Source organism: Brevundimonas sp. DC300-4 (assembly GCF_049897365.1).
GTDB lineage: Bacteria > Pseudomonadota > Alphaproteobacteria > Caulobacterales > Caulobacteraceae > Brevundimonas.
This window is the reverse complement of sequence record NZ_JAFCWC010000001.1, coordinates 137322-158337: the sequence shown is the minus strand read 5'-3', so window position 1 is coordinate 158337 and position 21016 is coordinate 137322. Positions and strand designations below refer to the sequence as shown.

The 21016-nt window shown below is 68.8% G+C and carries 20 protein-coding genes; 10 read left to right on the top strand and 10 right to left on the bottom strand.

Translation table 11 applies throughout. The annotated features are described in order from the left end of the window. Positions 1-36 precede the first annotated feature (36 nt). The 3 genes from ACP7AZ_RS00800 to ACP7AZ_RS00790 are packed head-to-tail and all read left to right on the top strand — an operon-like array spanning position 37 to position 2007. On the top strand, positions 37-741 hold the full coding sequence (locus ACP7AZ_RS00800; RefSeq protein ID WP_426035153.1) for a DUF938 domain-containing protein: 705 nt from the start codon (positions 37-39) through the stop codon (positions 739-741). Positions 742-755: 14 nt separating this feature from the next. Then, entirely contained in the window at positions 756-1247 is a 492-nt protein-coding gene (locus ACP7AZ_RS00795; RefSeq protein ID WP_426035151.1) for a GlcG/HbpS family heme-binding protein, read from the top strand. Between the two features lie 4 nt (positions 1248-1251). Continuing rightward, complete coding sequence (locus tag ACP7AZ_RS00790; protein ID WP_426035149.1) at positions 1252-2007, top strand: pseudouridine synthase; 756 nt, start codon at positions 1252-1254, stop codon at positions 2005-2007. Between the two features lie 301 nt (positions 2008-2308). Here the strand turns inward: ACP7AZ_RS00790 and ACP7AZ_RS00785 are convergent, their stop codons facing one another. From ACP7AZ_RS00785 to ACP7AZ_RS00775, 3 genes are all read right to left on the bottom strand, one after another. Then, positions 2309-4171 (bottom strand): M56 family metallopeptidase, encoded by a 1863-nt coding sequence (locus tag ACP7AZ_RS00785; protein WP_426035147.1) that lies wholly within the window; start codon positions 4169-4171, stop codon positions 2309-2311. Further along, on the bottom strand, positions 4168-4509 hold the full coding sequence (locus ACP7AZ_RS00780) for a BlaI/MecI/CopY family transcriptional regulator (protein ID WP_426035145.1): 342 nt from the start codon (positions 4507-4509) through the stop codon (positions 4168-4170). Before ACP7AZ_RS00780 ends, ACP7AZ_RS00785 begins: the two co-directional genes overlap by 4 nt. Before the next feature lie 134 nt (positions 4510-4643). Next, positions 4644-5699: an NAD(P)-dependent alcohol dehydrogenase gene (locus ACP7AZ_RS00775; protein ID WP_426035143.1), complete on the bottom strand. Its 1056-nt coding sequence runs from the start codon at positions 5697-5699 to the stop codon at positions 4644-4646. A gap of 128 nt (positions 5700-5827) precedes the next feature. Between ACP7AZ_RS00775 and ACP7AZ_RS00770 the strand changes: the two genes are divergently transcribed. Beyond that, entirely contained in the window at positions 5828-6721 is an 894-nt protein-coding gene (locus ACP7AZ_RS00770; RefSeq protein ID WP_426035141.1) for a LysR family transcriptional regulator, read from the top strand. Between the two features lie 42 nt (positions 6722-6763). Here ACP7AZ_RS00770 and cysC read toward each other — a convergent pair whose 3' ends face one another. The 4 genes from cysC to gcvA form a co-directional block, all read right to left on the bottom strand. Beyond that, entirely contained in the window at positions 6764-8656 is a 1893-nt protein-coding gene (gene cysC, locus ACP7AZ_RS00765; protein WP_426035139.1) for an adenylyl-sulfate kinase, read from the bottom strand. Further along, entirely contained in the window at positions 8656-9621 is a 966-nt protein-coding gene (gene cysD / locus ACP7AZ_RS00760) for a sulfate adenylyltransferase subunit CysD (protein WP_426035137.1), read from the bottom strand. The genes cysC and cysD overlap by 1 nt, the downstream gene beginning before the upstream one ends. A gap of 91 nt (positions 9622-9712) precedes the next feature. Beyond that, positions 9713-10531, bottom strand: a complete 819-nt coding sequence (locus ACP7AZ_RS00755) for a ferredoxin--NADP reductase (RefSeq protein ID WP_426035135.1) — start codon at positions 10529-10531, stop codon at positions 9713-9715. A gap of 100 nt (positions 10532-10631) precedes the next feature. Further along, positions 10632-11561, bottom strand: a complete 930-nt coding sequence (gene gcvA / locus ACP7AZ_RS00750) for a transcriptional regulator GcvA (protein ID WP_426035133.1) — start codon at positions 11559-11561, stop codon at positions 10632-10634. A gap of 112 nt (positions 11562-11673) precedes the next feature. Here gcvA and cysG point away from each other — a divergent pair, with 112 nt between their 5' ends. The 6 genes from cysG to ACP7AZ_RS00720 are packed head-to-tail and all read left to right on the top strand — an operon-like array spanning position 11674 to position 17847. Further along, a complete protein-coding gene (gene cysG / locus ACP7AZ_RS00745) occupies positions 11674-13035 on the top strand; it encodes a siroheme synthase CysG (RefSeq protein ID WP_426035131.1) in 1362 nt (453 codons plus the stop codon). Further along, positions 13032-13301 (top strand): DUF2849 domain-containing protein, encoded by a 270-nt coding sequence (locus ACP7AZ_RS00740; RefSeq protein ID WP_426035129.1) that lies wholly within the window; start codon positions 13032-13034, stop codon positions 13299-13301. The genes cysG and ACP7AZ_RS00740 overlap by 4 nt, the downstream gene beginning before the upstream one ends. Continuing rightward, entirely contained in the window at positions 13301-14968 is a 1668-nt protein-coding gene (locus ACP7AZ_RS00735; protein ID WP_426035127.1) for a nitrite/sulfite reductase, read from the top strand. The genes ACP7AZ_RS00740 and ACP7AZ_RS00735 overlap by 1 nt, the downstream gene beginning before the upstream one ends. After that, positions 14955-16028, top strand: a complete 1074-nt coding sequence (locus ACP7AZ_RS00730) for a phosphoadenylyl-sulfate reductase (protein ID WP_426035125.1) — start codon at positions 14955-14957, stop codon at positions 16026-16028. The genes ACP7AZ_RS00735 and ACP7AZ_RS00730 overlap by 14 nt, the downstream gene beginning before the upstream one ends. A 35-nt stretch (positions 16029-16063) precedes the next feature. Further along, positions 16064-17071: a cysteine synthase A gene (locus ACP7AZ_RS00725; protein ID WP_426035123.1), complete on the top strand. Its 1008-nt coding sequence runs from the start codon at positions 16064-16066 to the stop codon at positions 17069-17071. Next, positions 17071-17847, top strand: coding sequence for a sulfite exporter TauE/SafE family protein (locus ACP7AZ_RS00720; RefSeq protein WP_426035122.1), 777 nt, complete (start codon positions 17071-17073; stop codon positions 17845-17847). Before ACP7AZ_RS00725 ends, ACP7AZ_RS00720 begins: the two co-directional genes overlap by 1 nt. A gap of 126 nt (positions 17848-17973) precedes the next feature. Here ACP7AZ_RS00720 and cydX read toward each other — a convergent pair whose 3' ends face one another. The 3 genes from cydX to ACP7AZ_RS00705 are packed head-to-tail and all read right to left on the bottom strand — an operon-like array spanning position 17974 to position 20912. Beyond that, positions 17974-18111 carry a cytochrome bd-I oxidase subunit CydX gene (cydX, locus tag ACP7AZ_RS00715; RefSeq protein WP_426035120.1) on the bottom strand — a complete coding sequence of 46 codons (138 nt, stop codon included), beginning with the start codon at positions 18109-18111 and terminating at the stop codon, positions 17974-17976. A 19-nt stretch (positions 18112-18130) separates the two neighbouring features. Further along, positions 18131-19279 carry a cytochrome d ubiquinol oxidase subunit II gene (gene cydB, locus ACP7AZ_RS00710; protein ID WP_426035118.1) on the bottom strand — a complete coding sequence of 383 codons (1149 nt, stop codon included), beginning with the start codon at positions 19277-19279 and terminating at the stop codon, positions 18131-18133. Positions 19280-19304: 25 nt separating this feature from the next. Further along, on the bottom strand, positions 19305-20912 hold the full coding sequence (locus tag ACP7AZ_RS00705) for a cytochrome ubiquinol oxidase subunit I (RefSeq protein WP_426036041.1): 1608 nt from the start codon (positions 20910-20912) through the stop codon (positions 19305-19307). Positions 20913-21016: the final 104 nt, after the last annotated feature.

Here is a 21016-nt window from a genome sequence, read left to right as displayed (position 1 = left end):
AACGTCAACCGCTGCAAGATTTCGCCCCGCGTCATCGTGACCACGCACGCCTATGGGCCGAATCCGGTCGCGCTTCCCGCCGGGCGGCTGTATCCCGAGCCTGTGCAGACGCTCGATTCCGTCCAGACCGCCGCTTCGCAAGGCGCCCTCGCCTCGCCCGCCGTGGCCCGCAACGCCGCGCCCATCCTCGCGGTGCTGTGCGCCCACCTGCCCGCCCGCGCCCGCGTGCTGGAGATCGCGTCCGGCTCGGGCGAGCACGCGATCGCCTTCGCCCGCGCCCTGCCCGCGACGACCTGGACGCCCAGCGACCCGTCGCCGGAGGCCCGCGCCAGCATCACCGCCTGGAGGGCGGAGGCCGCGCTGGCGAACCTGAACCCTCCGCTCGAACTGGACGCCGCCGAACCGAACGCGTGGCCCGAGGTCGACGCCCAGGTCGTCTTCTGCGCCAACATGATCCACATCAGCCCGTGGGCGGCGACCCAGGGGCTGATGGCCGGCGCAGGACGCATCCTGCCCGACCCGGGCGGCCTTCTCGTGCTCTACGGCCCCTACCGCGAGGCCGAGGTTCCGCTCGCCCCATCCAACGCCACCTTTGACGACAGCCTGAAATCGCGCGATCCGGCGTGGGGCCTGCGCGAGCTCGACGAGGTTGTGGCGCTCGCCAGGGTCCACCGCCTTGATCTGACCCGTCGGGTCGAGATGCCCGCCAATAACCTGATGCTTCTTTTCCGCCGCGTCTGACCGGAGTTTCGACCATGAAAGCCCTTTTCCTGGCCCTGGCCCTCGCGGTCGTCGCCCCCGCCGCCCTGGCCCAGACCACGCCAGGCCTCTCCAAACAGGCCAGCCCGCCATCCTATGGAGCGCCGATCTCGCTGACGGCTGCCGAGGCGCTGATCGACCGGGCGGTCACGGCGGCGCGCGCCGGCGGCCATCGAATGGCCGTCGCCATCGTGGAGCCGAACGGGGAGCTGGTCGCCTTCGTCCGCATGGACGACACCCAGTACGGCTCCATCCTGATCGCCCAGCGCAAGGCCTGGACGGCCGCCCGCTACCGCCTCGCCACCTCGACCATGGAGGAGCGGACCCTGGCCGGGCGCACGGTCACCCTGGCCAATGACGACGCCCTGCCGATCGCCGGCGGCATTCCGATCGTCGTCAACGGCCATGTCGTCGGCGCCATCGGCGTGTCGGGCGCCTCGGCCGCCGAGGACGCCGCCGTCGCCACCGCCGCCCTCGCGGCCGACTGACGCCTTGGCCTTCTCACGCACCTACGACGGCGCCGAGCCCAGCCGGATCAACAAATGGCTGGGCCAGACGGGCGTCTGTTCGCGTCGAGAGGCCGACGCCCTGATCGCCGACGGCCTGGTCTCTATCGACGGAGAGGTGGTCGCCGACGCGGGCCGCAAGATCGAGCCGGGTCAGACCCTGACCCTGTCCGACCGGGCCGAGAGCGCTCTGGCGGCGGGCGTCACCATCGTGATGCACAAGCCGCTGGGCTATGTCTCCGGCCAGCCGGAGCCGGACAAGATCCCGGCCGTGCGGTTGCTGACCGACGCCAACCGGATCGGCGAGGGCGTTACGCCCGCCGCCGACGCCTCCCTGCCCCCCATCGGCCGGCTGGACGAGGATTCGCGCGGGCTGCTGATGCTGTCCTCGGACGGGGTGGTGGCCAAGGCGGTGATCGGGCCGGAGTCGCGGCTGGACAAGGAATACCTGGTCCGCGTCGCCGGAGATGTGACCGAGAAGAAGCTCAACCTGCTGCGCCACGGCATCATGCTGGACGGGCGGCAGCTCAAGCACGCGCGCGTGTCGCGGATGGAGCAGCAGCGCCTGCGGTTCATCCTGACCGAGGGCCGCAACCGGCAGATCCGACGCATGTGCGAACATGCTGAACTCGATGTCATCGACTTGATCCGTGTACGGATCGGGCCGATCCAGCTGGACAATCTGCCTGAGGGCGCCTGGCGGATGCTGACGGCCGAGGAGCGGGTGGCGCTGGTGGGCTGATCGTCCAGACTCCTGAAAACGGAGTCCAGATAGTTCGTAGAGTCTGGGAACGACCCGGACTCAAAAACACAGTCCGAAGCGTCCGAAGAGACCGAAGCGGTCGGATCGGTCGACCAGCTTGCACCGTTTGGACGTTTCAAAGACCGTTCGGCCAAGCTGGTGACCGGGTCACGAGAGCACAAGACCGCGTGAGGAATTATTTCCTTTCACGTCACTCTTTCCATGCATCCCTCCCTAGACCACCGCTGTCGGCGTAGCGAGAGCGGGCGGCCGGGTCCAGCCCGACCGCCCACCCCTTGGCTCAGGCGTCATTGGCGCGGGCGGCCAGCTCAGTGGCACGACGTTCCATGTCCGCCGCCTGACCGGGCATCCTGCGGCCGGCAGCCTGTAGCTCGGCATCGGTGACCGTGTTGCCGCGCGCCGCGTTCTCGCGGATCTGTCGGGCGCGGTAGGCCGGATCCTCCAGACGGCGGCTCTCCTGTCTCAGCTGCTCGGCGCCGCGACGCAGGTTCTCGACGCCCATCCGCATGTTGACGCGGGCGTTGGCGCGGGCCTCGCGGGCGCCTGCCATGGCGACACGGGCCTGGGCCCGGGCGCGTTCGGCGGAGCGGCGACCCTCGGCGGCGTGGGTCAGACCGATCTGGCGGGCCTGTTCGCCGGCGGCGCGGGCGTGGTCGCCGGCGATGCGGACGGATTCGGCGTGGGCGCGCATAACGGCGGCGTGGCTGCGGTCGGCCTCGGCGCGAGTGCGGGCGTCTTCAGCGAAGGCGCGTTGCTCGGTGGCGTGGGCACGGGCCTCCATCGCTGCCTGTCGGGCCTCGACGGCGGCCTGGCGGGCTTCTTCGACGTACTGGCGTTCTTCCGGCGTCAGTTCCTCCCAGCTACGGCCGTTGTAGCTGAAGACATGCTGGCCGTTCTGGCTGGGCGGGGCCGGCGGAACGGGCGGCAGAGGCGGCGCCGGTGGCGCGATCATGCGGAAGGGCGCGGGCGGAGCCGGAGGCGCCGGCGGTGCGACCATCGCGGGCGGAGCCGGAGGTGCGGGCGGTGCGGGCGGGGCCGGCGGGGCGAACCCGAAGGCCGCGAGATTGAAGAAGCCGCGAGGCGTTTCAACGGCCGGAGCGGCGTCCGTCTTCGGCGCGGCAGCCTGGGCGATGGTGGAAGCGGCCGCGACGGCGGCTGAGGCGGCCTGGGTCGTCTTGGGGCTCCGCGAATGCAGCTCCAGAGCGGCGATGGGGGTGGCCACGGCGGTCAGTACGGCGACGGCGGTCAGGATGACGGCCGGGCGACGTGCGGGGGACTTGTCGGTCATCAGGGTTGCGATCCTTCGTTTCAGGGAGCGGCCGTCGCCCGCCATCGCGGTTGCGGCCAAAGACGTGGTTTGTGGATCCGGGGCGGCGGCGAGGCCGATCAGGGCGCGGGCATAGGCGTGACGATCCACCTGTCCGACGGCGACGGCGTCGGCCGCCTCCTCGGAGCGTTCGATCAGACTGCGATGCAGCATCCAGATCAGGGGATTGAACCAGAGCAGGGCCAGGGCCAGCCGCGACAGGACCAGGAAGAGCCAGTCGCGACGACGGATGTGGGCCATCTCATGGGCCATGACGGCGGCGGCCGTCTGGGGCCGGGACAGGGTTGCGGGGTCGATCAGGACGGCGCCGGGCGGCAGGCCCCAGCTCAGCGGGCTGGCGATCCGGTCGCTGGATCTCAGCAGGGGACGGGCGGCAGGCGCGAGCGTCCGCAGGGCCTCGGTCCAGACCTCGGACTTCACGGGCTTGCCGGCCCCGGTCCAGCGCGAGAGGGTCCAGACCCCGGCCGCGAACCGGCCGGCGACGATCAGGGCCCCGATGGTCCAGGCCAGGGCCAGGGTCTGTCCCAGCGACGGCAGCAAGAGGGCGCCGGAGACGGTGACCCCCTCGACCGGATGCAGGTCGCCGCTCCACAGGGCGAGCGGCGTGGCTGCCTGGGCAGGCACGGGGAGCAGGGCGAAGTTCAGCGCCGGGCCGAAGGTCATCAGCACCGGCAGTGCCAGCAGGATGCAGACCGTGGCGCGAAGCACATCGACCCGGTCGACGGCACGGCGCGCAACGAGATGGGACAGGGCCAGACCCAGGCCGGCGACGACCGACGACTTGGCCAGCAGGGCGACCAGAAGGGCGGCGCTCATTGCTCGCGCTCCCGCGCCGCGTCGAGAAGCTTTTCCAGGGCCGCGATTTCGGTCGGCTTCAGCGGTTCGCCCATGCCAAGCAGGGCGGTGGCGGCGCTGGCGGCGGAGCCGGCGAAGAAGGTGTCGACCATCCGCTTCAGGGCGCCGGCGGCGACGGTCTCAGTGCGGGGTACGGGCCGATAGTCGAACCCGTCCCCGCCCGCCGCCCGCGACACCAGCCCGCGATCTTCCAGTCGCTTCAGCAGGGTTCGAACGGCGGAGTCGCTCAATGTATCGGGCATGGCCGCGCGCACGGCGGCGGCGGTCGCGACCTCGAGGCGACAGAGGAGTTCGAACACCTCTCGCTCCCGCCTCGGCAAGCCTTCGATCATCGCACCCTCTCCCGATCCGGTCCGCTACATTTGTAGCGTTACATATGTAGCGGATTGGGGCGGGATTGGGGCGGCGAAATGAAGACTTGGACAGACGTCGATCAGGCGGCCGGGGCGTCCAGCGAAGCCATGTCGATAACGAAGCGATAGCGGACGTCGGACTTTTCCATCCGATCGAAGGCGTGGTTGATCTCGTCCATCCGGATCATCTCGACGTCGGGATGGATGTTCTTCTCGGCGCAGAAATCGAGCATCTCCTGGGTCTCGCGGATGCCGCCGATGGGCGAACCCGAGACGCGACGGCGAGCCATCAGCAGCGGAAGGGTCGACATCTCTTCCATCGGACCCAGCTGGCCGACGATGACCAGGGTGCCGTCGATGTCGAGCAGCGGCATATAGGGGTTGAGGTCGTGCTTTACCGGCACGGTGTCGATGATCAGGTCCAGGCTGTTCGCCGCCGCCTTCATCGCCGCCTTGTCGGACGAGACCAGCAGTTCATGCGCGCCCAGTTCCTTCGCATCCGCCTCCTTGTCGGCCGAGCGGCTGAGGACGACGACATGGGCGCCGAGGCCGGCGGCCAGCTTGACCGCCATGTGGCCGAGACCGCCCAGGCCGATGACGCCGACACGGGTGCCTGCCTTGACGCCCCAGGTCTTCAGCGGCGACCAGGTGGTAATGCCGGCGCACAGCAGGGGCGCGGCCTTGGCGATGTCGAGCGCGTCCGGCACCGACAGGACGAACTCCTCGCGCACCACAAGGTGCTTGGAATAGCCGCCGTAGGTCGGCTCTCCGGTCACCCGGTCCTTGCCGTTGTAGGTCTGGGTGTTGCCGTGGCGGCAGAGCTGCTCCTCGCCCTTGTCGCACTGGTCGCAATGCTGGCAGCTGTCGACCATACAACCGACGCCGACGCGATCGCCCTCCTTGAACTTCGTGACCTCGGGGCCGACAGCGGTGACGACGCCGATGATCTCGTGGCCCGGCACGATCGGATAGGACGAGAAGCCCCAGTCGTTGCGGGCCTGGTGCAGGTCGGAGTGGCAGACGCCGCTGTACAGGATCTCCATGGCGACGTCGTTCGCGCGCAGCTCGCGTCGATCGAACTCCCACGGGGCCAGAGGGGTCGTGGTCGAATGGGCGGCGTATCCGATGGTCTTCATGGGGCGATCCTTGAACGGCTGGCGCGGCGTCGGCGCATGGCCGACCCGTGGATGGTTCAAGGATAGGCCGCGACTGACCGCCCGATTACCCGCTATAATCGGCATGATCCTATGAATGGAGATCATCAATGAAGCGGGACGAACTCGGCGATCTCGCCGCCTTCCTGGCCGTGGCCGAAGAGCGCAGCTTCACCCGGGCTGCGGGGCGGCTGGGCCTGTCGCAGTCGGCGCTCAGCCATACGATCCGACGGCTTGAAGCCCGTCTGGGCCTTCGTCTGCTGCTGCGCACGACCCGCAGCGTCGCCCCGACCGAGGCAGGCGAGCGGCTGGTCGAGACGCTGCGCCCGGCCTTCGACACCATCAACGCCCGCATCGACGCCCTCAGCGAATTGCGTGACCGGCCCGCCGGAACCATCCGCATCACATCGGGCGAGCATGCCGCCCATACGGTGCTGTGGCCGGCGCTTCAGCGGCTGCTGCCGTCCTATCCGGACATCACCGTGGAGATCGCCACCGACTACCGCATGGTCGATCTGGCAGAAGGACGGTTCGACGCGGGCGTGCGGTTGGGCGAACACCTCGCCGACGACATGATCGCCGTGCCGATCGGGCCGGACATGCGAATGGTGGTCGTCGGCTCGCCCGCCTATTTCTCCGGGCGACCGGTCCCGCAGACCCCGCACGACCTGACGGCTCACGTCTGCATCAACCTGCGCCTGCCGACGCGTGGCGGCCTCTATGTCTGGGAGTTCGAGAAGGACGGCCGACCGCTGAACGTCCGCGTCGACGGCCCCCTGATCGTCAACGACATGAACCTGATGGTTCAGGGGGCGCTGTCCGGCCTCGGACTGTCCATCGTGATGGAGGATCAGGTCTGGGCGGAGGTCGCCGACGGCCGGCTGATCCGGGTGCTGGAGGACTGGTCCCCGCCCTTCCCGGGCTACCACCTCTACTATCCCAGCCGACGCCAGCCGACGCCGGCCTTCACCGTCCTCATCGAGGCCCTGCGCTATCGCCAATGACCCGAGAACCGATCATCCGCCGAGGAGAAGCCGCCGTTCAGATCAGGGGGCGGGAATCCAGCGACGGTCTTCGAGCAGGGCGATGATCCGCTCGGCGGCCGTGTCGGGGGTGAGCGCGAGCGTATCGAGGACCAGGTCGGGGTCGGACGGCGGCTCGTAGGACGAACCGACGCCGGTCAGGTCGGCGATGACGCCGGCATCGGCCCGGGCATACAGGCCCTTGGGGTCGCGCGCGCGGCAGGCGTCCAGAGGGGCGTCGACGAAGATTTCGAGGAAGCCGTTCGCGGGCAGACGGTCACGGACGGCCTGGCGCGCCGTTTCGCTGGGCGAGACGAAGGCGCAGAGACTGATCACGCCGCCTTCCGCGAACAGACGCGCCACTTCGCCCGCCCGGCGCACGTTCTCGGCCCGGTCCTCCGGCGAGAAGCCGAGGTCCCGGTTCAGGCCGTGGCGCAGATTGTCGCCGTCTAGCAGGACCGTCCTTATGCCCCGTCCGTGGAGTTTGCGCTCCAGGGCCGTGGCGAGGGTCGACTTGCCTGCGCCGGGCAGACCCGTGAGCCAGATGGCGCCGCCCTCGTGGCCGTTCAGGCGCAACCGGTCACGCCTCGAGACCGCCTCGGCGGTCGGATAGATGTGCCTCGCCCGACCCAGGGCGGCCCGGGCCACGCCCGCCGCCGCGACGGCGCCGGTTTCCCTGTCGATCAGGGTAAGGCCGCCCATGGCCGGATCGTCCGTGAACGGATCGAAGGCAACCGGCGACGGCAGCGTCAGTTCGGCGGCGGCGATCTCGTTCAGGCTCAGACCCGCTGCATGGCCGGCCTCGGCCTCCGCCAATGCGATCTTCACCGGCGAGGTCCGGCCTCCGATGCGGATCCTGTAGGCGCGGTTGGGGGTGAAGGCCTGGTCGTCCATCCACAGCAAACTGGCCGAGAACCGGTCCGCCGAGGTCGGCCGGGCATGAGGCAGGGCCAGGACGTCGCCGCGCGCCACATCGACCTCCTCCTTGAGTACAAGGGTCACCGCGTCGCCGGCCTCGGCCGAGGTCCGGTCCCCCTCCCAGGTCACGATGCGCGAGACGGTCGCCGTCTTGCCGGACGGACTGACCACGATCTGGTCGCCGGCGCGGACGCGGCCCGACGCCACCGTTCCGGCATAGCCGCGGAAGCTGTGGTCGGGGCGATTGACGTACTGGACGAGGAAGCGGAACGGCCGCGACAGGCGGTTGTCCTCGACCGGCAGGCTCTCGAGCGCCTCGATCAGGGTCGGCCCCTCGAACCACGACAGCCGGGATGCGCGGCGGACAACATTATCCCCCAGACGCGCGCTGATCGGGACGGCGGTGACGGACCGGAAGGCGAGACCCGCCGCGAAGGCGGCGTAGGCGGAGGCGATGGTTTCGAAGACCGAGGGATCGTAGTCGACCCGGTCGATCTTGTTCACCGCCAGGATGACGTGGCGGATCCCGAACAGGGAGACGATACGGCTGTGACGCTCGGTCTGGGCCGTGACGCCCCGCGACGCATCGACCAGGATGACGGCCGCGTCGCACCCGGACGCGCCGGTCGCCATGTTGCGGGTATACTGCTCATGGCCGGGGGTGTCGGCGACGATGAAGTTGCGGCGGGCCGTCGAGAAATAGCGATGGGCCACGTCGATGGTGATGCCCTGTTCGCGCTCGGCCTCGAGCCCGTCCAGCAGCAGGGCGAAATCCAGACCGTCGCCCGCCGTGCCGAAGCGGCGGCTGTCGCGCTCAAGCGCGGCGAGCTGGTCGTCCGCGATCTGGCCGGTGTCATACAGGAGGCGGCCGATCAGGGTAGACTTGCCGTCATCGACCGAACCGCAGGTCAGGAACCGCAGGTGATCGCGCCACGCCAGATCGGGAACGGGGTCGGGAACGGGAACGATCCGGGACAAGGGTACGACTTCGCCGTCCATCAGAAATAGCCCTCGCGCTTCTTGCGCTCCATCGAGGCGGTCTCGTCGGCATCGATCAGCCGGCCCTGGCGCTCGGAGGACCGGCTGGAGCGGAGTTCCGCGATGACGGAGTCGATGTCGGCGGCGTCCGACTCCACGGCGGCCGAGAGCGGGTAGCAGCCGAGCGAACGGAAGCGCACACGGCGTCGCTGCGGAACCTCGCCGGCCTGCAGCGGCAGACGCTCGTCGTCGCGCACGATCAGGGCGCCGTTGCGCTCGACGACCGGCCGCAGGGCGGAGAAATAGAGGGGGACCACCGGGATGGCCTCGATCCGCGTGTATTCCCAGACATCGAGCTCGGTCCAGTTCGACAGGGGAAACACCCGCAGGGATTCTCCGGGCTGGAGGGCCGAGTTCCAGAGCTTCCACAGCTCGGGCTTCTGGCGGCGCGGATCCCAGGTGTGGCCGGGACCACGCACAGAGAAGATCCGCTCCTTGGCCCGGCTTTTCTCCTCGTCGCGCCGGGCTCCGCCCAAGGCGACGTCGAAGCCGTGCAGGTCCAGCGCCTGTTTGAGCGCATCCGTCTTCATGACCTGGGTATGCAGCGACGATCCCGAGGCGACGGGGCTGACGCCACGCTCCACGCCGGCCCGATTGATGTGGACCATCAGGCGGACGCCATAGGTTTCGGCGACCGTATCCCGATGCCGGATCATGTCGCGGAACTTCCAGGTCGTGTCGACGTGGAGCAGCGGGAACGGAGGCGGAGCGGGATAGAAGGCCTTGGCGGCGAGGTGCAGCAGGACGCCGGAGTCCTTGCCGATCGAATACAGCATCACCGGGTTGCGTGCGGTGGCGGCGACCTCGCGGAAGATCTCGATCGCCTCGGCCTCCAGACGCCTGAGGTGGGGCGATAGCCGTCCGATCGGCGCCAGGGGCGCGGATGACGTGGGGGTCGGAAGAATGAGGGGTGCGGCAAGGGTCATGGAAGCCTCGTGGATGCCCCAGTCAAACCCCACCGGTGCGGCCTGGGTCGAACGATTTGATCTCGGTGAGGCCGATAGTTTTTCTTACCCATCATCCGACGAAGGCCCGTTCGAGGACGTAGTCCCCGGGCGCCGCGTTGGAGCCCTCCGTCAGCCCCGCCCGCTCAAGCAGGGCCGACACATCCCGGATCATGGCCGTCGATCCACACAACATGGCGCGATCGGTTGCGGGGGCAAAGCCGGGGTCGAGGCCCAGATCGGAGAACAGGGCGCCATCCTCGATTCGTCTCGTGATCCGTCCCGGCCGCTCGAACGGTTCGCGCGTGACGGTCGGATAGTAGAACAGCCGCCCCCGGGCGAGGTCGCCGACCAGGGGATCGTCGAATATGTCGCGCGCCAGGAAGGTTCGGTAGGCCAGGTCCTGCACCTGTCGAACGGTGTGGGTCACGACGATCTGGTCGAACCGCGCCCAGGCTTCCGGGTCGCGCAGCACGCTCAACCAGGGCGCCAGACCTGTCCCGCTGGCGATCAGGAACAGTCGCCGGCCAGGGGTCAGGGCGTCCAGCACCAGGGTGCCGGTCGGCTTGCGGCCCAGCAGGATCCTGTCTCCGGCGGCCAGCCGTCCGAGCCGCGAGGTCAGGGGGCCGGCGGGAACCTGGATGGAGAAGAACTCGAGCGCGTCCGCCCAGCCCGGGCTGGCGATCGAATAGGCCCTCAGCGTCGGCTTGCCCGTTCCGTCCTCGGCCGGGAGGCCGAGCATGACGAACTCGCCGGAGCGAAACCGGAAGCTCTCCGGTCGCTCGACCGCGAAGCTGAACAGCCGGTCGGTCCAGCGCCGGGTCCACAGGATGCCGGGCTCATGCCAGGCGGAAGCGGCGGCGGGACGGGCGGGCGCAAGGGTGTCGGTCATGGCGATCCTTCAGGCAGGACCTCGCCCATAGGAGACGGCGTCGCCGGAGCGCGAACGACTTCTTCTGCCGCCGTGAGGCAGAAAAACTGCGACCCCGCCCCTAGAGCTGGTCCAGGCTGGTGTCGTGGAAGGCCGCCTGTTTCCTCATCCAGTCGGTGAAGGCCCTGGCGCTGGGCGACAGCGGCCGGTCCTTCGGGTGCACCACATGATAGGCGAAACCGACGACCGCCCCGCCGTCGTGGAAGGGCGCGACCAGCCGCCCGGCCGCCAGATCCGCCTGGGCCAGGGTGCGCTTGGCCAGGGCGACGCCGCGGCCCGCGACCGCCGCCTCGATCAGCATGGCGGACTGGTTGAAGCGCGAGCCCCGTCGCGCGTCGGCATGCCGAACACCGCGCGCCATCAGCCACATCGGCCAGTCGGGTCGCCCGGGGTCCCCGTCCCCCGACATGTCGTGCAGCAGCACATGATGGACCAGGTCCGCCGGGGTGCGGATCGCATTCAGCGACTGCATCAACGACGGCGCACAGACCGGCAGGACGCTCTCTATCAGCAGCCGTTCGCTCGCATGCCCCGGGTAGTGGCCGGGACCATAACGGATCGCCAGATCGACCTGGCCCTGATCGAAGGCGACCGGCTCCATGTCCGCCGACACCCAGACCTCGATCTCGGGATGGAGGGCGTGGAAGTCGTCCATGCGGGGCATCAGCCATTTGGACGCAAACGACGGCGCGACGCTGATCGAGACCTGGCGACGACGGGGCGGCTCCCGCATGAGGGCCGAGACGTCGCGCAGCCGGTCCAGCCCCTCGGCCACCAGCGGCGCCGACGACCGGCCCAGGTCGGTCAGCTGCAACCCCCTGGCCTCGCGCTTGAACAGCGGGGCGCGAATGATCTCCTCGAGCTGCCGGATCTGCTGGCTGACGGCGCCGGGGGTCACCGCCAGCTCCTCCGCCGCGCGCGAGAAGCTCAGGTGCCTTGCGGCGCTCTCAAAGACGCGCAGGGCGTTCAGGGGCAAAAGGGTTCGGGCCATCGCTGATAGAAAACCTAATAGGACGACAAAGACAATCTCGTTTGTTGGTCATCGTCGCCGGACCTAGGGCTGGGACAGAAGCTCGGCCGTCAGAGCGCCGTGAAATGATCCGATGCGCGTTTTCCTCGCCTCCATTCCCTTGCCGGGAACCTCCATCGTCGTGATTGGTGCGGGCGACGCCGCCGCCGCCAAGGCGCGCCTGTTCGACGGGTCCGGGGCGAAACTGCGCTGGTTCGCAGGACCGGCCGCCGAGCCTGACGAGGCGTGGATCACGCGCTGGCCTGAGGCGGAAGATCTCTGCGGCGCCAGGCTGGTCTTCATCGCCCTCCCCGACCCGACCCAGTCGGCCGTCTTCGCCGGACTGGGTCGGACGTCCGGCGCCCAGGTCAATGTCGTCGATCAACCTGGGTTGAGCGATTTCCACACCCCCGCCCTGATAGACCGGGACGGGGTGGTGGTCGGGATCGCCACCGGGGGTGTCGCACCGGTCCTGGCCCGCGAGGTGCGCGCGCGGGTCGAGGCGGCCCTGCCCCAGGGGCTGGACCGCCTCGCCCGCCTTGCCGAAGGCCTGCGCGAGACGGTGATGGCGACCCTGCCTGACTTCATGGCCCGGCGTCGGTTCTGGGAGGCCGCATTCCGCGGCGCGCCCCGGGATCTGGCCGTCGAAGGTCGAACGGCGGAGGCGCGTCGCGAGATGCTGCGGCTGCTGAACCGTCCCGAACAGCCGAAGGGCGTCGTGCATCTGGTCGGGGCCGGACCGGGCGATCCCGAACTGCTGACGCTCAAGGCGCTGCGCGCGCTTCAGGACGCCGACCTCATCATCCATGACCGGCTGGCGCCGCCCGCCGTCCTGGACCGCGCGCGCCGCGACGCGCGCCGGATCTACGTCGGCAAGAGACGCGGCGAGCACTCCGTTCCGCAGGAGCAGATCGCTGAACTGATGATCGCGGAGGCGAAGGCCGGGCACCGTGTGGTCCGCCTGAAGGGCGGCGACCCCTTCGTGTTCGGCCGCGGCGGCGAGGAGCTGGAGGCCGTGCGGGCCGCCGGAATCGACGTCATCGTCGTGCCCGGCATAACCGCCGCCCTGGGATGCGCGGCGGCGGCGGGCATTCCGCTGACTCATCGCGACCAGGCGCAGGCCGTGAGTTTTGTGACCGCCGAGACCCGGCCCGGCGGGGCCGGGCCCGACTGGACCTCCCTCGCGGTCCCCAACCACACGCTCGCCGTCTATATGGGCGTCGCGGGCGCGGCGGCGGTGCAGGCGGGTCTGATCGCGGCTGGCCGGGCGCCGGACACGCCGGTCGCGGTGATCGAGAACGGATCCCGTCCCGATCAGCGCGTCCTGACAGGCCGACTCGACGGTCTCGCCCGTCTGGTGGCCCGCGAGAAGGTCATCAGCCCGGCGCTGCTGATCGTCGGCGAGGTCGCGGCCTGGGCCCGATCGAGCGCAACAGAACAGGAGGTCGCGGCATGAAGATCGTGACCGCCAACCGCCTGTCAGACGGCCGGGTGATCTACGCCGACGCGTCGGGAGACCCTGTAGGCACGCTCGACCAGGCGGGCCGGTTCGACGGCGACGCCGCCGATCTCGCCCTGTCACAGGCAGCGCTCCGACCCGCCACCTTCGTCAACCCCTACCTGGTCGAGGTCGACGACGGCCGTCCCTCGGGCCGCGACCGGTTCAAGGAGCAGATCCGCTCGCAGGGCCCCACCGTCGGCAACAGTCTGGAGCGGCTCTGATGTACCGGTACGACGAGTTCGACACAGCCGTGGTCCGCGAGCGGATCGAAGAGTTCCGCGACCAGGTTTCGCGCCGGGTGTCGGGCGGCCTGACCGAGGACGAGTTCAAGCCGTTGCGCCTGATGAACGGCGTCTATCTGCAGCTCCACGCCTATATGCTGCGCGTCGCGGTGCCCTACGGGACCATGAACAGCGGCCAGATGCGACGCCTGGCCCGCATCGCGCGCGTCTACGACAAGGGCTACGGCCATTTCACGACCCGCACCAACATCCAGTACAATTGGCCGGCGCTCAGTGACGTCCCCGCGATCCTGTCGGAGCTGGCCGAGGTCGAGATGCACGCCATCCAGACCTCGGGGAACTGCATCCGCAACGTGACGACGGACGTGTTTGCCGGTTGCGCGGACGACGAGATCGAGGATCCCCGCCCGTGGTGCGAGATCCTGCGCCAGTGGTCGACCATCCACCCCGAATTCTCGTTCCTCCCACGCAAGTTCAAGATCGCGGTGATCGCGGCGCCGAAGGACCGGGCCGCCATGCGCACCCACGACGTCGGCCTGCAGCTGGCCCGGGGCGAGGATGGAGCGGCGGCCTTCCGGGTCTTCGTCGGCGGCGGCCAGGGACGGATCCCCCACATCGCGCAGGAGATCGCGCCGGCGGTGCCGGCCCGCGACCTGCTGGCCTATCTGACCGCCATTCTCCGCGCCTGGAACCTGCTGGGTCGCCGTGACAACATCCACAAGGCGCGGATCAAGATCCTGGTGGCCTCGCTCGGCATCGACGCCTTCCGCGAGGAGGTCGAGCGCCACTTCGCCACCCTGAGGCGCGAGGACCTGCGGATCCCCGACGAGGAGGTCGCCCGCATCCGCGCCTATTTCGCCCCGCCGCCATTCGCCGACCTGCCGAGGACCAGCGGGGCCTTCGACCGGGCGAGTCTCGCCGATCCCGACTTCGCCCGTTTCGCGCGCAACAATGTCCGACGCCATCGCCAGCCGGGCTATGCGACCCTCATCATCTCACTGAAGCCGCAGGGCGGGGTTCCGGGCGACATCACAGCCGACCAGATGGACCTGGTCGCGGATCTCGCCGAGCGCTTTTCCTTCGACGAGGTGCGGGCGGCCTACGAGCAGAACCTGGTCCTGCCCCATGTCCGTCTGGACGACACGCCGGAGATCTGGCGGCGGCTGGCCGAAGCCGGTCTGGCGACCCCGAACGCGGACCTGGTGACGGACATCATCGCCTGCCCCGGGCTGGACTATTGCAGCCTGGCCAATGCCCGGTCGATCCCGGTCGCCCAGGCCCTGTCCGAACAGCTCGCCGACCTCGACTATCAGGAACGGCTGGGTCCAATCCGGGTCAATATGAGCGGCTGCATCAACGCCTGCGGCCACCACCATGTCGGCCACATCGGCGTGCTCGGCGTCGACCGGAAGGGCGAGGAATACTACCAGATCACCATCGGCGGTTCGGCGGACGAGCAGGCGGCGCTGGGCGAGATCGTCGGCCGGAGCCTGGCCGCCGACGAGGTCGCGCCGGCGGTCGGACGGGCTCTGGATCGCTATCTCGAGGTGCGGCGCGAGGGCGAGACCTTCCTGCAGACCGTTCGTCGCCTGGGCGCTGATCCGTTCCGCGACGCCATCTATGGGGCGTTCAATGCAGTGGCTTGATACGGCGCCCGAGGGCGCGCGGCTGCCCGTGACGACTCCGTTGGAAGAGGTCGAGGCGGCGGCGCGGGACGCCGGGGTTCTGGTTCTGGAATTCGACGCCTTTCGCGATGGGCGAGGCTTCTCCCTCGCGGCGGTCCTGCGCGAGCGCGGCTATCGCGGACGATTGATCGCCGAGGGGCGGCTCATTCCCGACCAGGCTCGTCACCTGCGCCGCTCCGGCTTCGACGGCGTGGTGCTGGGCCCCGGCGCCGACATCGAGGCGTGGAGGCGGATGGATGCCGCCTTCAGCGCGACCTACCAGCTCGCAGAGGACGACGCGGCGCCGATCTGGCGGCGCCGGACCCTCGCACGGGAGACGCCCGAGGCCGTGGTCAAGCGGCTCAATCGCGACACGCAGGACGGCAACGCGGAGGATATTCTTTGCGCGGCGCTGGATCCGTCGCTCGGGTTGAGGCCCGCGATCCTGTCGTCGTTCGGCGCCGAGGCCGGCGTGTTGCTGTCGCTGGCCGCTCGCATCGATCCGTCGATTCCGGTCATCTTCCTCGATACCGGCATGCATTTCCTGCAGACCCTGGCCTACAGAAAGGCCCTGTCAGAGCGTCTGGGCCTGACCGACGTCCGGCTGGTGACGCCCGACGCGGGCGAGCGCTGCGACCTCGACCCTGACGAAGACCTGTGGCGCGCCGACCCCGACGCCTGCTGCGATCTGCGCAAGGTGCGTCCGCTCGAGCGGGCTCTGGCCGGCATCGACGCCGTGATCACCGGCCGCAAGCGACACCAGACCCTGGACCGGCGTGACCTGCGGCCGTTCGAACTCTTCCAGGGTCGCATCCGGGTCAATCCGCTGCACGACTGGTCGGAGGAACAGGTCGAGGCCTGGTTCGACGCCGAGGACCTGCCGAGGCATCCGCTCTTCGACCAGGGCTACCGGTCGATCGGTTGCTGGCCCTGCACCACAGTCGTCAAGGCCGGCGAGGACGGCCGCCTCGGCCGCTGGTCCGGAGCCGCCAAGACCGAATGCGGTATACATCTGGGTCGCCGCACGATGGCCGTCGGCTGATCCTTCCCGCCTCCCCCGTTTCCAGAGAGACCCGCTTGACGCTTCGACGTTCCGTAATCGACCTGATCGGCCAGACCCCGCTTCTGCGCCTGAACCGCCTCTCGGATGCGACGGGGTGCGAAATCCTGGGCAAGGCGGAGTTCCTGAATCCCGGCCAGTCGATCAAGGACCGCGCCGCCCTGTCCATCATCCAGCGCGCACGAGCGTCCGGCGAACTGCGTCCGGGCGGGACCATTGTCGAGGGCACCGCCGGCAACACCGGGATCGGTCTGAGCCTCGTCGGAGCCGCCCTCGGTCACCCGGTCGTGGTCGTCATGCCCCGCACCCAGTCGGAGGAAAAAAAGCTGGCGCTGCGGGCGCTCGGGGCCTGGCTGGTCGAGGTGGATGCAGCGCCCTTCTCGAGCCCCGGCCATTTCGTCCATCACTCGGCGCGTCTGGCGCGTGAACTCGACGCCGAACGGCCCAACGGCGCCTTCTGGGCCAACCAGTTCGACAACCTCTCCAACCGCCTCTCCCACTACGAAGGGACCGGGCCGGAGATCTGGGAGGAGACCCAGGGTCGCATCGACGGTTTCGTCAGCGTCGTCGGGTCCGGCGGCACCCTGGCGGGGGTGGGCGGCTTCCTTAAGGAACGCAATCCGGGCATCCAGACCGCCCTCGCCGACCCGGCCGGCGCCTCGCTCTACAGCTGGTTCACCCGCGGCGAGATGAAGTCCGAAGGGTCCTCGATCACCGAGGGTATCGGGTTAGGCCGGATCACCGGCAACCTCGAAGGCTTCACGCCGGACCACGCGTTCCGCGTCGAGGACGCCGAGTTCCTGCCGGTCCTCTTCGATCTGGTTCGGGAGGAAGGCCTCTCGCTGGGGGGATCGAGCGGGGTCAACCTTGTCGGCGCGGTGCGGCTGGCCCGGGAACTCGGCCCTGGCAAGACCATCGTCACCCTGCTGTGCGACCCCGGCACGCGATACGCCTCGCGTCTGTTCAACGTCGAGTATCTGTCGGCGCGCGGCCTGCCCGTGCCGGACTGGCTGACGCCAGGCTGATGGAAGAGTTCCTGCTGTTCGCAGCCGTCGGCTTCGCGGCCCAGATCGTTGACGGGGCGCTCGGCATGGCGTTCGGCGTCATTTCCTCGACCCTGCTGCTCAGCCTGGGCACGCCGCCGGCCATCGCCTCGGCCAGCGTGCACGCGGCCAAGGTATTCACCGGAACCGCGTCCGGCCTGTCCCATCTCGCCCATGGCAATATCCGCTGGTCGCTGTTCTGGCCCCTCGCCGTCGGAGGCATGATCGGCGGCGTGGTCGGCGGCGTCTTCCTGACGTCGGTCGACGGCGCCCTGATCAAGCCCTGGGTGCTGGGATGGCTCGCGCTGATGGGGGTGATCATCCTGGTGCGCGCCACCCGGGAGATCCGGCTTCGACATGCGCCGATCAAGGGCGCCGTTCCACTCGGCCTGGTGGGCGGCTTTCTGGACGCGCTCGGCGGTGGAGGCTGGGGGCCGACAGTGACGACCACCCTGGTGAGCGTCGGCGAACCGCCGCGTCAGGCCGTCGGCACAGGCAACGCCGCCGAGGCCGTGGTCGCAGCGGCCGTCTCGACCACCTTCCTCGTCGCCCTGGTCACGGGGCATTGGGAGGACATCGACGGGCTGAGACAGTACGGGACCTCGGTCGCCGGCCTGATCGTCGGCGGCGTCATCGCCGCGCCCTTGGCCGCCCTCATCTCCCGCGTCCTGCCTGTGCGGCCCTTCGCCTGGTTGATCGGCCTGCTGATCCTGGTGCTCGCGGGCGTCCAGCTGGTGGGGCCTCTGCTCAGCCGCTGAGCCTCGTCGGGGGAGCAGGACCGACAGCGACCCGAGCCGTCACATCCAGCTGTGGAGCCTCAACAGGTTGTCCTGAGCCAGGCGTGGACATCCACCAGAAGCCGTCCCCCACTCCAGCTCGACTCATCAGTCGCTCCCGTCCCGATCCGGTTCCGACAGGCCGAGATCACCCTCGTCGAACAGGTGGAACTCGTGCCAGACGCCATTCAGCACGCCGAAAGCGACGGCCAGTCCGACGCCGAGTATCCAGGCGAAATACCACATGGTGTCTGTCCTTCAGCGATCAGTAGAGGTCGGGGTTGGTGTTGAACTCGGTCGAGCTGCTCCGCCCCCACAGCACCCGGTAGACCCAGGCCGTGTAGAGCAGGATCAGGGGCAGGAAGACGAGAGTCACGCCCAGCATGATGAACAGCGTCAGATGGGTTGAGGACGCGTTCCAGACGGTCAGGCTTGAGCCGGGATCGATCGAACTGGGCAGGATGAAGGGGAACATCGACAGGCCGACGGTCGAGATGATGCCGACTGTTCCCAGAGACGAGCCGCCGAAGGCCAGCGGCTCGGACCGCCGCCAGAGGCCCGCGAGCGCCACAACCGTCCCCAGAAGACCGAGCATGGGCGCAGCGATCGTCCAAGGCGCGGCCGTGTAGTTGTCGAGCCAGGCGCCCGGCGCGGCCACGACCGCAGTGCGCAGCGGATTGGACATGCCCGAGGGATCGATCAGGCCCACGATGCGGAAGCCCAGGTCACCGAAGGCGACGAACAGGCCGCCACCGACGAACAGGACCAGACTTGCCACGCCGGCGATCGTGCCGAACACTCGGGCCCGCGCCTGAACGGGCCCCCGCTCCGCCTTGAGGCCTAGCCAGGCCGCGCCGTGAAGCACGAGCATGGCGACCGAGAGCAGGCCGCACAGCAGGCTGAACGGCGTGAACAGCCCCAGCAGACTGCCCTCGTAGAAGGACCGCAGATCGCCATCCAGGCGGAAGGGCGCGCCCAGGAGGACGTTGCCGACCGCGACGCCGAAGACCAGCGCCGGCACGAACCCGCCGACGAACAGCGCCCAGTCCCAGAATGCGCGCCAGCGTCTGTCGGGGCGCTTGGAGCGATATTTGAACGCGACCGGCCGCAGGATCAGCGCCGACAGCACCAGGAACATGGCCAGATAGAAGCCCGAGAAGCTGACGGCATAGACGAAGGGCCAGGCGGCGAAGATCGCGCCGCCGCCCAGGATGAACCACACCTGGTTGCCTTCCCAGGTCGCGCCGACGGTGTTGATCACCATGCGGCGCTCCTCGTCCGTCTTCGCCACGAACGGCAGCAGGGCGCCGACGCCCAGGTCGAACCCGTCGGTCAGGGCGAAGGCGATCAGCAGCACGCCCAGGAGGCCCCACCAGATCAGGCGGAGGCTGGCGTAGTCGAGGGGCAGTTCCATCTCGGATATCCTTGGGATTCGATAGTCAGGCGACGGTGGGCGCAGGCGTCGGAGCAGGACGGTCCGGTCCGTCGGTCGGGTCTGGCGTCGCAGGTGCGACGTCCAGACCGAACAGGTCGATCTCGGCGAACGGCCCCTTCTTGATCGTCTTCAGGATCAGCCCGACCTCGACCACCGCCAGCGCGCCGTAGAGAACGGTGAAGCCGATGATGGTGGCCCACAGTTGAGGCACGCTGAGGCTGGAGGCTCCCAGGAAGGTCGGCAGCACCCCCTCGACGGCCCAGGGCTGTCGTCCGACCTCGGCAAGAATCCAGCCCAGTTCGGTCGATATCCACGGCAACGGGATGGCCAGTACGGCCAGCCACAGGAACCAGCGCGTCTCATGCTTGCGCAGGGTGCAGAGCACAAAGGCGGTGGCGAACAGACCGATCATCAGGAACCCGATCCCGGCCATGATCCGGAACGACCAGAACATCACCGGCACATTGGGCACTGTGCTCCAGGCGGCGAGGACCACCTGATCCGGCGTGGCGTCACGGGGGTCGGCGACATAGCGTTTCAGCAGCAGCGAATAGCCGAGGTCGCGGCGGTTGAGTTCGAAGTCGCCACGCGCGCCGACGTCGGTCGGGTCGGCCTTGATCCGCTCCAGGGCGTCATAGGCCAGGACACCGGATTCGATGCGGGTCTGGGCGATCGCGACCAGTTCGAGAATGCCTTCAACCGGCGTGTCGATGCTGCGGGTGGAGATGAGGCCGAGCACATAGGGAATCTTGACCTCATAGTGGGTCTCGCGGTCTTCGAGGCTGGGAATGCCGAAGGCGGTCAGGCCGGCGGGCGCCGGCTCGGTGCGCCACATGGCCTCAAGGGCCGCCAGCTTCATTTTCTGGTTGTCGGTCAGGGCATAGCCGCTCTCGTCTCCCAGAACGACGACCGAGAGAGAGGCCGCCAGGCCGAAGGCCGCCGCGACGGTCATCGAGCGTTTGGCGAATCCCCTGTGGCGACCCTTCAGCAGGTAGAAGGCCGATATGCCCAGGACGAAGACCGCAGCGATGACGTAGCCGGCGCTGACCGTGTGAACGAACTTGGCCTGGGCCACCGGGTTGAACAGCACGGCCATGAAGTCCGAGACCTCCATCCGCATCGTGTCGGGATTGAAGGTCGCGCCGACGGGGTTCTGCATCCAGCCATTGGCGATCAGGATCCACAGCGCCGACAGATTGGTGCCCAGCGCCACCATGAAAGTGACGAACAGGTGCCCGACCCGGCTGAGCTTGTCCCAGCCGAAGAACATCAGCCCGACGAAGGTCGCTTCCAGGAAGAAGGCCATCAGACCCTCGATGGCCAGCGGCGCTCCGAAGATGTCGCCGACGTAGTGGGAGAAGTAGGACCAGTTCATCCCGAACTGGAATTCCATGGTGATCCCGGTCGCCACGCCCAGCGCGAAATTGATCCCGAACAACAGACCCCAGAACCGGGTGATGCTCCGCCAGATCGGTCGGCGGGTCATCACATAGATGCTCTCCATGATGACCAGCATGAACGACAGGCCGATCGTCAGCGGCACGAACAGGAAGTGATACAGAGCCGTCAACGCGAACTGCAGCCGCGAAAGGTCAACGACCGCAAGGTCAATCATGGGGCAGGCTCCGCAGCGCCGGCCCGATGGCCGACAAACCTTCGCCTACGACCGTATGCGATGCTCCGCCTTGATTTCGATCAAGGCCCGAGCCTGCGCCG

Excerpts from the sequence above, each read along its gene's own strand:
- ACP7AZ_RS00770 (WP_426035141.1), top strand. The coding sequence starts at position 5,828 with ATGAAGCGGGACGAACTCGGCGATCTCGCCGCCTTCCTGGCCGTGGCC.
- cysD (WP_426035137.1), bottom strand. The coding sequence starts at position 9,621 with ATGACCCTTGCCGCACCCCTCATTCTTCCGACCCCCACGTCATCCGCG.
- ACP7AZ_RS00775 (WP_426035143.1), bottom strand. The coding sequence starts at position 5,699 with ATGAAGACCATCGGATACGCCGCCCATTCGACCACGACCCCTCTGGCC.
- cydX (WP_426035120.1), bottom strand. The coding sequence starts at position 18,111 with ATGTGGTATTTCGCCTGGATACTCGGCGTCGGACTGGCCGTCGCTTTC.
- ACP7AZ_RS00735 (WP_426035127.1), top strand. The coding sequence starts at position 13,301 with ATGTACCGGTACGACGAGTTCGACACAGCCGTGGTCCGCGAGCGGATC.
- ACP7AZ_RS00730 (WP_426035125.1), top strand. The coding sequence starts at position 14,955 with ATGCAGTGGCTTGATACGGCGCCCGAGGGCGCGCGGCTGCCCGTGACG.
- cysG (WP_426035131.1), top strand. The coding sequence starts at position 11,674 with ATGCGCGTTTTCCTCGCCTCCATTCCCTTGCCGGGAACCTCCATCGTC.
- ACP7AZ_RS00740 (WP_426035129.1), top strand. The coding sequence starts at position 13,032 with ATGAAGATCGTGACCGCCAACCGCCTGTCAGACGGCCGGGTGATCTAC.
- cydB (WP_426035118.1), bottom strand. The coding sequence starts at position 19,279 with ATGGAACTGCCCCTCGACTACGCCAGCCTCCGCCTGATCTGGTGGGGC.
- ACP7AZ_RS00755 (WP_426035135.1), bottom strand. The coding sequence starts at position 10,531 with ATGACCGACACCCTTGCGCCCGCCCGTCCCGCCGCCGCTTCCGCCTGG.
- cysC (WP_426035139.1), bottom strand. The coding sequence starts at position 8,656 with ATGGACGGCGAAGTCGTACCCTTGTCCCGGATCGTTCCCGTTCCCGAC.
- ACP7AZ_RS00795 (WP_426035151.1), top strand. The coding sequence starts at position 756 with ATGAAAGCCCTTTTCCTGGCCCTGGCCCTCGCGGTCGTCGCCCCCGCC.
- ACP7AZ_RS00720 (WP_426035122.1), top strand. The coding sequence starts at position 17,071 with ATGGAAGAGTTCCTGCTGTTCGCAGCCGTCGGCTTCGCGGCCCAGATC.
- gcvA (WP_426035133.1), bottom strand. The coding sequence starts at position 11,561 with ATGGCCCGAACCCTTTTGCCCCTGAACGCCCTGCGCGTCTTTGAGAGC.
- ACP7AZ_RS00785 (WP_426035147.1), bottom strand. The coding sequence starts at position 4,171 with ATGAGCGCCGCCCTTCTGGTCGCCCTGCTGGCCAAGTCGTCGGTCGTC.